The organism is Deltaproteobacteria bacterium (assembly GCA_029860075.1).
Classification (GTDB): Bacteria; Desulfobacterota; JADFVX01; order JADFVX01; family JADFVX01; genus JAOUBX01.
Genome location: JAOUBX010000115.1, coordinates 1 through 10,838 on the forward strand (window position 1 = coordinate 1; position 10,838 = coordinate 10,838).

Sequence of the window (10,838 nt, forward strand, 5' to 3'; positions counted from 1 at the left end):
AAAACTTTACCCGGGTAACGCTTTATAATTCTCTTGCCTTTATCCTTGGTTTTACGATCATCTTTGTCGCCCTTGGGGCATCTTCATCTTATATCGGTTCCATTCTTCGGGATTACCAGGAACTGATCATGAGAATTGGAGGTTTGCTCGTCATATTTTTCGGCCTTTTTATCATGGGTTTTATAAAATTTGACTTTATCAACAGGGAAAAGAAGTTTCATCTTCAGGAAAAACCGGCCGGATATCTTGGCTCTGTTTTTGTCGGTATTGTATTTGCCGCCGGCTGGACGCCCTGTATCGGTCCCATGCTTGGCTCTATTCTCTCTCTCGCCACATCGGAAGGCTCCGTTCTCTTCGGTATCCAGCTCCTTTTTGTCTATTCAATCGGTCTGGGGCTTCCTTTTCTGATAACTTCGCTGGCGCTGAACACCTTCCTTCATCATCTTCCGAAAGTGACGAGGCATATGAAGGTAGTTACCACCCTGAGCGGTCTCATCCTCATCTGTGTTGGATTGCTCCTCGTAACGGACAGGTTTACCGAACTGACCAACTTTTTCCAGTCCATAGGGCTGGGCTGGGATATCGATATCAGCAAACTCTAATCTCAATTTGGAGTCCAGGAAGTGACTTTCAGGGAAATCTGGAGAGGAATAATGACCCCTGCAGACAGGGTGCTTGTAATTATTCTCCTGGTCCTTAGTCTGCTAAGTTATGCCATAATCGTTTCACTTTTCCCGGCAGATATTCCAAAGACGGCAGTTATAGAAATTAATGGAAAGGAAGTAAAGCGCTTTTCCCTCAATAGGCAGATACCTCCCCGGCGGGTACCTCTGCACATAGACCGGGGGGAAGCCGTGTTTGAAGTTTCTGACGGTAGAATACGCATATTGCCTATGCCTGATAAAATCTGCTCCAAACATATCTGTTCAAAAAAGGGATGGATAGAAAAACCCTGGGATATGATCGTCTGTATGCCGAACAAGATTGTTGTCAGGATTATAGGCGAAAAAGATAAGGGGGACATTGATCTTATTACCAGGTAAGCTATACTAAAGGGAAGCGTTAATTATTCCCGCCCGGAATTATGAGGGCTTCTTTTTATGCAATAACCTAATGAGGAGAGGGGATGAGAAGAAATGTGGGAAATTCCGTCATAGAACTTGTTGAAGGGGACATTACCCGGGAAGAGACCGATGCCATTATAAATGCCGCCAACAGTTCGCTCCTCGGTGGCGGTGGTGTTGACGGGGCCATTCACAGGGCAGGTGGACCGGCCATTCTTGAAGAGTGCAGAAAGCTTGGCGGCTGTCCTCCGGGAGAGGCAAAAATAACAACGGCCGGTAAACTCAAGGCAAAGCACGTTATACATACGGTGGGTCCCATCTTCAGGGGAGGAAATGCCGGTGAAGAGCAAGTCCTTTCCAATGCCTACCGCAATTGCCTGATAGCAGCTTCTCAAGAGGGACTGAAAAGCCTCTCCTTTCCCTCCATCAGTACCGGCGCCTACGGTTATCCTGTTGAAAAAGCGGCATTAACCGCACTCTCTACAATAAAGGACTTTCTAATTCATGATTCCTCCATAGAGCTTGTCCGGTTTGTGCTCTTCGGGACTGGTGATTATAATATTTACCAAAGGGTTCTGGAAGACCTTCTCTAGTTTTTATTAGTCTTCATTCAGCCTTGCATTTATAGGCTTTTAGGGGAGCAATCGCTTGACTTAATTCCCTCTAATCTATATAGTTTACCGTTAGCAATTTTTTTAGAGGAAAGGCTTTTTTTCATGTCCCAAGGAAAAAGACCCGAGCGTTTATGGACTCCCTGGAGAATGGAGTACATACTTGATGACAACAAGCCTGGAGGCTGCATTTTTTGTGACAAACCGGGGGAAGAAAAAGACAGGGATAACCTCATCCTCTTCAGGGGGGAAGAGAGCTTTGTTATTATGAATAAGTACCCCTATAATAACGGACATATCATGGTTACGCCCTATTCCCATGTCAGTGATTTAACGCTTCTTACAGGGGATGTGGCAGCCGAAATGACCCTGGAGATGCAGCGAAGCATCGGCATACTGAAGGAAGTGATGAAACCGGACGGATTCAATGTGGGCATGAATCTGGGTAAGGCGGCAGGCGCCGGGATCGACGATCATCTCCACCTTCACATTGTTCCCCGGTGGAATGGTGACACTAATTTTATGCCTGTATTGGCAGATACGAGGGTTATGCCGGAACATCTGGAAGAGACTTATATGAGATTAAAGCCTTTTTATGAAAAGGAAAGTTGAGGGAGGGATGAAATGAAATTTATCAAGAGTCTGGTTACGGCGCTGCTGTTTATGGCGGCAATCACATTTGCACTTAAAAATAATGATCCTGTATCGATTAAATATTATTTGACGGAAAAGCAGATTGAACTCCCTCTTTATCTGCTCATGTTTTTTTCCATCATTTTCGGTATTCTCATAGGCGGGCTTGAAGGGCTCTATGAAAGAGTAAGAAGCGGAAGTGTGATCAGGAAGCTCAGGAGGGAGATGGCTGCCAAGGAAAAAGAACTCACGTCCCTGAGAAATCTTCCTCTTACGGAATCCAGGGCGGTTACCGAAGAAGTTAATGTTCCTGAAGGTACGGAACTGAAAGAGGTCTGATTATATGGCGTTTTCTTCGGAAACACCCTATTTTTTCGGGATAATACTTCTTCTCATCGGTTTTCTGGCAGGTTATGCCCTGTCGGAATTTTTGTTGCGGGGAAAACAGAGGAAGGGTGATAGAGAGAAGGGAGATAATTCCGCCTATCTTAACGGGATAAATTATATCCTTTCAAATGAGCCCGACAAGGCAATTGAGGCCTTTTCCAGGGCAGTTCAAATAAACAGCGATACTATCGAGACCTACCTGGCTCTTGGCAACCTTTTCAGAAATAAGGGTGAACTCTCCAGGGCTATCCGAATTCATCAGAGTATTATCGTCAGACCCAACATTGATCGTGACATGAAACAGCAAGCCCTCCATGATCTGGGGCTTGATTTTAAAAAGGCAGGGTTTGTGGAAAGAGCCATCAACGCTTTCGAAGAAGTGGTTGCCATGGCTCCAAAGTTACTTGACGCCCATTTACACCTTCTCGACCTCTATGAAGATGTAAAAGAATGGGAAAAGGCCTATCAGGTTCAGGCAAAAATATCGAAGCTTCGTAAAAGCAGTGATAATAATGTCCTTGCCCACCACCTGGCGGAGATGGGCAAGTCTTATGTTGAAAAAGGACTGTTGCCGCAGGCGAAGAAGTCCTTTAAAAAATCGATCTCTCTTGATGGAAAGTGCATTGATGCCTATTTGCACCTGGGAGACCTCTTTTATGCTGAAAATAATTACAACAAGGCCATTGCTACCTGGAAAATGGTGATGGAAGCAGTGCCCGGTTTTACTTACCTTGCCTATCCCAGGCTCGAAGAAGCTTATTTCAAGCTAAACGAGTTCAGCAAGATTGGAGAAATTCTAAGAGAGAACTCGAAGAAAAATTATAATGATATTCATACGCATTTTGCGCTGGCAGAGCATCTGTATAAAAAGAGTTTTGTTGATGAGGCAATTAATGAATTAAAGATCGTGCTGGAACTTAATCCCTCAAACCTCAAAGCGAGACAGACGCTGGGCAGGTATATGCTTGAGCAGGAGAGAGAGGCTGAAGCTGTTGAAATCTACCAGGCTATATTTGACGACTTTCCTTTGCCCGAAAAGAATTTCCAGTGCAGTCACTGCGGATATGAATCGAAAAATCTCTCATGGCGATGTCCCAAGTGCCGTAAATGGGATAAAATCATGGAAAAACCTTACGCTGTTGTCAGGAAAAGCAGTTCAACGGCTACTTGAGATACTAAAAAAAGACCTTTCATCGAGGAGCCTGTCTGACTTGGTTTGACAAGCTCCTGGTAATGGAAAAATTCATCAGGGGATGTAAATGAAAGAGAAAACCGTATTAAGTGGAATGCGACCTACGGGGAAGCTTCACCTGGGGCACCTTCATGGTGTTCTTGAAAACTGGAAGAAACTTCAGGACGAGTATGACTGCCTTTTCTTTGTTGCCGACTGGCACTCGCTTACGTCGGAGTATGCCGATACAAAAGGCATTGAGGAGAATATTAATGAAATGATCATTGACTGGTTGAGTTTCGGCATCGATCCGGAAAATGCAACCCTCTTTGTTCAGTCCAGGGTTATGGAACATGCAGAGCTTCACCTCCTTCTTTCCATGATTACACCGCTTCCCTGGCTTGAGAGAGTTCCCACTTATAAAGAACAGATGGACAACATCAGGGACAAGGACCTGGGAACTTACGGTTTTCTCGGTTATCCCTTATTGCAATCTGCCGACATCTTGCTTTACAAGGCCGACTTTGTCCCTGTCGGTATAGACCAGGTGCCTCACGTGGAATTTACGCGGGAAGTGGCCAGGCGTTTCAATTTTCTCTACGGCAACGTTCTGCCTGAACCTCAACACCTCCTAACGCAGTATCCCAAGCTCCCGGGAACTGACGGGAGAAAAATGAGCAAGAGTTATAATAACTCGATTTATCTTTCCGATGGTGATGAGGTCATTACAAAGAAGATTAAAACGGCCATGACTGATCCGCAGAGGGTAAGAAGGACTGATCCCGGAGATCCGGAGCTTTGCCCTATTTACGCTTATCATAAAATCTACTCCAGTGACGAGCAGAAGGATTATGTCGTCAAGGGTTGCAAAAGTGCAGATATCGGTTGCATTGAGTGCAAGAAAATTCTTACCCGAAATATTCTTGAAGAACTCGCTCCCATCAGGGAAAGAAGGCAGGAGTATATGAGTAACCCTGCAAGGGTCAAAGAGATTGTTGAAGAAGGGAATAAGAAGGCAGGCGCTCTGGCAAAAAAGACCATGGAAGAGGTACGGAGGGCAGTGCGCATCTGATGGACTACCAGGTCAGGCTTGACAGTTTCGAGGGGCCTCTCGATCTTCTTCTTCATCTCATCAGGAAGCATGAGATCGATATTATGAATATCCCCATTGCTCTTATAACGGAGCAATATCTCCAGTATATTGAAATGATGAAGCTGCTTAATCTGGATCTTGCCGGTGAGTATATTCTCATGACGGCAACGCTTATGCATATAAAATCCAAAATGCTCCTTCCCCCCGTTGATGATGAAGAGTCGGATGAGGATGAGGAAGATCCGAGAGAGGAGTTGGTAAGACGCCTTCTGGAATACAAGAAGTATAAAGAAGCATCACAGGATCTTGAAGCCATGGATAGGCTCGACAGGGATAATTTCTTAAAAGGGTATATTGAAGAAATCGATAGGGCGGAAGGTAAGGAAGAGGATGCCTGTCATGATGTTTCTCTTTTCGACTTGCTGGAAGCGCTTAATGATGTTCTGAAAAGCGTAAGGACTTTCAAGTCCCATGAGGTGGAGCTTGAAAAGATTTCTGTAAAAGAGAAGATGGACGGTATTCTCGATAGCCTTAAAAAAGAAGGCGCCATAACGTTCCAGTCTCTTTTTGACACCTCTTCAACGAAAGGCGATGTGGTAGCGACCTTCCTGGCGCTCCTGGAACTGATCAAGACCAATGCTATTCGCGCCTTTCAGGGGGAAACTTTCGGCACAATCAGAATAACTTCTTCAGGAACGATACATTAGGTTTTTTGATGGAGAACAGTAGATTAAAAGGCGCTATCGAGGCACTTATCTTTGCATCGGAACACCCCATAAAGATGGAAAAACTGGTGGAACTTGCCGGCCATGAGTCAGAAGGTGAACTCGAACGGAAGGATATTCGCGCCATTATTGAAGAGATAAGAAGTGATTACGAGGCCCCTGAAAGAGGTCTTTGCCTAATGGATGTTGCCGGCGGTTACCAGTTCAGAACGAAGAAGGAATTCTCGTACCTGCTCCAGAAACTGAAAGCAAAAAGACCGCCCAGGTTTGGCCGTGCTGCAATGGAGGTGTTGGCCATCGTTGCCTATCGTCAACCCATTACAAGGGCGGAAGTCGAGGATTTAAGGGGCGTTGATTCCGGGGCTGTCGTCAGATCCCTTCTTGAAAAGAAGCTTATCAAGATCCTCGGCAAGAAAGAGGTTCCCGGCAGGCCGATGATTTATGGCACTTCCAGGGGATTCCTTGAAACCTTCGGTTTAAGAGATTTGACGCAGCTTCCTTCTTTAAAGGAATTTGTAGAGCTTGAAGAGGCAGATGAAGGTATCATCGGACTGGCCCGGGAGGAAGATGCCGGGGAAAAGGCTCCTGATGTGTAATGGGCTATCGAACCTGATGTTCATCCCTATCATTCTGCCCTTTCTTTCCTTTTCATATCCGGCCTGTCTCTGAAAAGAATTTATTCTTGAATAAAAATTCATTTTTTGAGAAAAAATTTGTATCTTCAGGCCTAAAGAAACATCATAGTAACAAAAACGACTAATATTTCAGGAGGCAGAAAATGAAAAGGAAAATATCTGAAAAAAAATATTTTATCATTATCCTGGCGCTCTTTTTTATGGGCGCCGCCACAGCAGCCTGGCCGGCCCAATATAAGGTGGACCCCACCCATTCTTTTGTCGAGTTCAGGATTCAGCACCTGGGATTCAGCTGGCTTTATGGACGCTTTAATGATGTTTCGGGAGCGTTCAGCTATGATGAATCGAAGCCGGGCAGCAGCAAATTTTCTGTAGAAATTGCAACGGACAGTGTCGATACAAACCATGCCGAGCGCGACAAACATCTCCGTGGCAAAGACTTTCTCGAAGTGAGCAAGTACCCTAAAGCCTCATTTAAAAGTAAAAGTTTTGACGGTCGAACCCTTGAGGGCGTTCTCACGCTTCATGGTGTAAGCAAGAGAATCAAAATCGATGTAAGCAAGGTTGGTGAAGGAAAGGACCCCTGGGGTGGATACCGGGTTGGATTTATCGGGAAGATTGCCTTTAAAAAGAGTGACTTTGGAATCGATTATAACCTGGGGCCTGCCGGTGAGATGATTGAGTTTGATCTCGGCATCGAAGGGATAAGGAAGTAATAAATCCACTTATGGGAACAGATGTGAGGAGGAATATATAAGGCTCTGTTAATGTTTAAAATGACAGGTAGAACATTCTGGAAATGGTTTCGCAACCTGCTGGCACTGCTCATCCTTTTTCAGATCGGGCTGGGGTGGTACATGACGGATCTCGGTTTTTATCATCGCTGGTACCATGCCGCTCCTTCACTCCATAAGTCTGTTGGTTCGCTCGTCATGTTCACGGCACTTATCAGGCTTATTTTCAGGTTTAGAGAGAACTTTCCTTCGCCCGGGCTAATAATAAAATCGCTCAGGTTTAACGTATTCGGTGCACAGCACTATCTTCTCTATACTTTTGTTCTTCTTATAACAACGACGGGCTACCTTTTTTCCACTTCAAAAGGTGACCCCATCTCATTCTTCGGTCTCATTGATCTGCCTTCACTGCTTATAACAGGGGACAGCTTTCGCAATGTTCTCGATTGGATTCATTATCTTCTTGCTTATACACTGGCCGGAGGCATTTTAGTTCATAGTGTACAGATGAAGCACAATTTTTCCAGGAAAAGAAGTTTAAAGAAATAATCTGCACTTTTTCCAATTATAGTTTTCAACAGTTTGATCCCGGATCATTGGGGCCCTTAAGCTTTTTAGGGAACCACTATAATACTGGAAAGAATAGTTTGATTATAGATATGTCGTAAACTATGATATTTAATACATATTTATGAGGGTCGCCTTTATGCTTCGGGTGAATTTAAGATTATTTGAAGACACTGTGAAAGCGACATGTTACACTATAAATTCACGTCAAGCTGCTCTTTCCAGGTCAATAAATCTAATAAAAGGAATGATAATTTTTTATAAAAGAGTATGATGTGGCAATATTAGTCAAAAGAAAAGCAAAATATGTCATGATTTATTGAGAGAGATATGGTTAAATGCTTGAGCCGGTGTGGAATTGTTTCTCTGGTGGGTCTATTTGCCTCGTTCTATCGAGATAAATCCTGAAGGAAATCTTCATAGTCATGCGGTGGGGTAGTTGAATTTTGGAAATAGAAATGATCAACTCTAATAGCTGAAGTGAAAAATGAAAGGGTAAAATTTTTATGCTAAAACGAATTTTTTTAATATTGATGATTGTATTTTCCCTTTCTTCTGTTGCCGTAGCAGCTTTACCCGTTCCTGCTATAGAGGTAAACGGATCAAATAATTATGCTTATCTGAATTATGGGGACAGTGCAAATGTCACGGTCAGTCTTGAACCCGGTGACTACAATGGCCAATATATTGATATTTGGATTTCACTTAATACATCGACAGGCCAATATTGGTTTGTAAACGGGAGTGGTTGGCTGCTGTCTGAATATCCCCTGCCCGCTACAGGAGAACCCATCAAACCGCTGATGGGAAGGTATGTTATGAGGAGTTCAGAACTGCCTGTTGGGAGACATACCTTCAGGTTCGCTGTTGATGATAATTATGACGGTATTATGGATCTTACCTTCAGTGAGAGTATTGATATTTTTATCGATGATTCACCCTTTGTAAATTTTAGAAATTGCAGATCCTGTCACGAACATCCCGAATCATTTCCCGTAAAACCTGTCTATATTCCCGATAGACATCATCTGCTGGTTCAGACGAAAGGACTGGAATGTACAAATTGTCATCATGTCATTTCCAGTTCTGATAATCACTTGGGGGTAGACAAAATAACTGAATGCAGGGTTTGTCATGAGCACCCCGAATCATTCCCCGTAAAACCTGTTTATATTCCCGACAGGCACCATAAGCTGGTCCAGTTTAACGACTTTGAGTGCATGGATTGCCACAGGTTAAAGGAAGAACCAAAACTTCCATAGGGCACCTGCCTGCTACTGTTTCCAGCAAGGCAGGGCCGATTAGCGAAGCGTAATCCGCCGAATAAAAAGATATATAGAGAAATATTTATTGGGCAGACATGTCTTTGCTGACAAGAGAAGAGAGCTTTAATCCGCCGGTGAAATGCACTGACCTGTTTAGCTTTACAGAGACTTCGAAGGCTCTTGTTATTCCTTCTCTTTGGAATCTGCTATTTTCTTTAGCGATTTGTGAATGCTAAAGAGCATCCAGAAGAAGAATCCCAACAGCAGCACTTTGGCAAAGGCCATACCTCCGTACATCCAGTGGTGGTGATGTTTATCGTGCCGGTTTCCGTGCCATCCCATCCAGCAATCATCAGGCGTTTTCCCTTTGATACATGGTATCATCCTGTAGTCGCCGCTGTATTTCATCGCTTTACCTTCAGGCTGCAGCATTTCATACCGTTCTTTCTTTTCAAGATACTCTCTTTTGTCATGGGAATCTGCAAAGCCGGGAACCGTGAAAAGGGCAATAGAGACCATGATGGCAGTAAAAAATGTTAGATTTTTCATTTTATCCCCCGTTTTATATTTGTTTTTACTTCTACTATTAAGATGGTTGAAGATAAAAGAAGGTGCAGCTATGAAACAAGGAGGCTATATGAGGGATTAGCTCTATTTATTATAGCAATGATTTTACAACGAATAATCATTGCCATATTCATCAAAAAAAGCATTTACAAAGGCGATTGGTTAAGGTATAAGAAATAAATCAATAATTTCGGGGAAAAAGAAAAAAGGAAAAATCAGAAAGCCCGGACCGGTAACGGTTTCGGGTTTTTATTGACTTCATAATATGTAGTAAAAAGGAGATTTATATGAAATATATATCTAGTTTAATGATAGTGCTTTTATTGGCTGCAATATTAATTAATTGTGGAGAAAGTGAAACAGAAATAACAGCCAACTCAGGGACAAAAAAATATTTAGCTGAAAATATTATTTTTAATGCTACACAAGTATCGAAGGCTTATGCTGGTATTGTTGAAATAGACACTCAAACGAAAATTTCGGCAGACAATGTTCTTTTTAAAGTTTCAGATAATTCATCAATAACTGCACAGAATGTTCAAGCGGCACTGGAAGAGATAAGCCTAAAGCTGGTAAAAATAATGCCAGGTACATGGGATATTCAAAATTATAATCAAGAGAATTTGCACTCAGCAACAGGCAAAATATCTATTAACTCGGATGGTACTTTTGATTTAACGGAGGGGTCCTTTGCAGCTATTGGTATGGGATCGGATCCTTCTTTTTGTGATCATACTATTGACAATCAGACTTATGAGTTTATTACAGGTGAATTTGCTGTATTCACTCATTTTAACCCTTATGCCACTCCGCCTGTTGAAAACAAAGTTATCCCTCAATTAATTAAACTCGGACATAATGAAATGGTCTTTCTTGGAAGCGGAGGGTGCGGATATGCAGGGCGACAAAGAATATCTGTACTTACAAGATATTCAAGTTTATAGCATACATATACAAAGATTCTAGAGTGGTAGGGTGCAGCTTTCTCCCGAACACTCCCTGTCTAATCCTTGCCATATTCCTCCAAAAAAGCATTTACAAAGGTGACATCTATAAGGTATAAAAAATAAATCAATCATTTCGGGGGAAAAGAAATGGGGAAAGAGAAAAAAGGAAGAATCAGAAAGCCCGGACCGGTAACGGTTTCGGGTTTTTTTTGTGGAGTGAAAATTAAAGAACAAAGACCTGAACCCAGGCACTTTTATTGATATGTATAATTATAACCTCTCACAAGATTCAATCAATTGTTTTGCATATGCATCGAGGGTGTTCAAAATTCTGTGTCAATTTAACCAAAGCTGATATATTCAGCTAAAAAAGGAGAATTGACATGAGTAAAGAAGAAAGTAGTTTTGATTTTAACAAAGCCCTTAAAGCGATTCAGGA

14 protein-coding genes are annotated in these 10,838 nt (G+C 42.8%); 13 read left to right on the forward strand and 1 reads right to left on the reverse strand.

Going from position 1 to position 10,838, the window contains the following annotated elements:
* The 12 genes from OEV42_20340 to OEV42_20395 all read left to right on the forward strand — a co-directional run.
* A partial coding sequence (locus OEV42_20340) for a cytochrome c biogenesis protein CcdA (protein ID MDH3976619.1) occupies positions 1–602 on the forward strand: 602 nt, incomplete at its 5' end.
* A gap of 51 nt (positions 603–653) precedes the next feature.
* Positions 654–1,043 (forward strand): NusG domain II-containing protein, encoded by a 390-nt coding sequence (locus OEV42_20345; protein ID MDH3976620.1) that lies wholly within the window; start codon positions 654–656, stop codon positions 1,041–1,043.
* 83 nt (positions 1,044–1,126) lie between these two features.
* On the forward strand, positions 1,127–1,657 hold the full coding sequence (locus OEV42_20350) for an O-acetyl-ADP-ribose deacetylase (GenBank protein MDH3976621.1): 531 nt from the start codon (positions 1,127–1,129) through the stop codon (positions 1,655–1,657).
* A 168-nt stretch (positions 1,658–1,825) separates the two neighbouring features.
* Positions 1,826–2,287 (forward strand): HIT domain-containing protein, encoded by a 462-nt coding sequence (locus tag OEV42_20355; protein ID MDH3976622.1) that lies wholly within the window; start codon positions 1,826–1,828, stop codon positions 2,285–2,287.
* 12 nt (positions 2,288–2,299) lie between these two features.
* Complete coding sequence (locus OEV42_20360) at positions 2,300–2,647, forward strand: LapA family protein (protein ID MDH3976623.1); 348 nt, start codon at positions 2,300–2,302, stop codon at positions 2,645–2,647.
* 4 nt (positions 2,648–2,651) lie between these two features.
* Complete coding sequence (locus OEV42_20365) at positions 2,652–3,866, forward strand: tetratricopeptide repeat protein (protein ID MDH3976624.1); 1,215 nt, start codon at positions 2,652–2,654, stop codon at positions 3,864–3,866.
* Positions 3,867–3,954: 88 nt separating this feature from the next.
* Positions 3,955–4,938 (forward strand): tryptophan--tRNA ligase, encoded by a 984-nt coding sequence (gene trpS / locus OEV42_20370; GenBank protein MDH3976625.1) that lies wholly within the window; start codon positions 3,955–3,957, stop codon positions 4,936–4,938.
* On the forward strand, positions 4,938–5,666 hold the full coding sequence (locus OEV42_20375) for a segregation/condensation protein A (GenBank protein ID MDH3976626.1): 729 nt from the start codon (positions 4,938–4,940) through the stop codon (positions 5,664–5,666). The genes trpS and OEV42_20375 overlap by 1 nt, the downstream gene beginning before the upstream one ends.
* 8 nt (positions 5,667–5,674) lie before the next feature.
* Positions 5,675–6,280, forward strand: a complete 606-nt coding sequence (gene scpB / locus OEV42_20380) for an SMC-Scp complex subunit ScpB (protein MDH3976627.1) — start codon at positions 5,675–5,677, stop codon at positions 6,278–6,280.
* 182 nt (positions 6,281–6,462) lie between these two features.
* Positions 6,463–7,035, forward strand: coding sequence for a YceI family protein (locus OEV42_20385; protein ID MDH3976628.1), 573 nt, complete (start codon positions 6,463–6,465; stop codon positions 7,033–7,035).
* A 60-nt stretch (positions 7,036–7,095) separates the two neighbouring features.
* Entirely contained in the window at positions 7,096–7,602 is a 507-nt protein-coding gene (locus OEV42_20390; GenBank protein MDH3976629.1) for a cytochrome b/b6 domain-containing protein, read from the forward strand.
* Between the two features lie 524 nt (positions 7,603–8,126).
* On the forward strand, positions 8,127–8,882 hold the full coding sequence (locus OEV42_20395) for a cytochrome c3 family protein (protein ID MDH3976630.1): 756 nt from the start codon (positions 8,127–8,129) through the stop codon (positions 8,880–8,882).
* A 186-nt stretch (positions 8,883–9,068) separates the two neighbouring features.
* Here the strand turns inward: OEV42_20395 and OEV42_20400 are convergent, their stop codons facing one another.
* Complete coding sequence (locus OEV42_20400) at positions 9,069–9,434, reverse strand: hypothetical protein (protein ID MDH3976631.1); 366 nt, start codon at positions 9,432–9,434, stop codon at positions 9,069–9,071.
* Positions 9,435–9,739: 305 nt separating this feature from the next.
* Between OEV42_20400 and OEV42_20405 the strand changes: the two genes are divergently transcribed.
* Positions 9,740–10,396 carry a hypothetical protein gene (locus OEV42_20405; GenBank protein ID MDH3976632.1) on the forward strand — a complete coding sequence of 219 codons (657 nt, stop codon included), beginning with the start codon at positions 9,740–9,742 and terminating at the stop codon, positions 10,394–10,396.
* Positions 10,397–10,838: the final 442 nt, after the last annotated feature.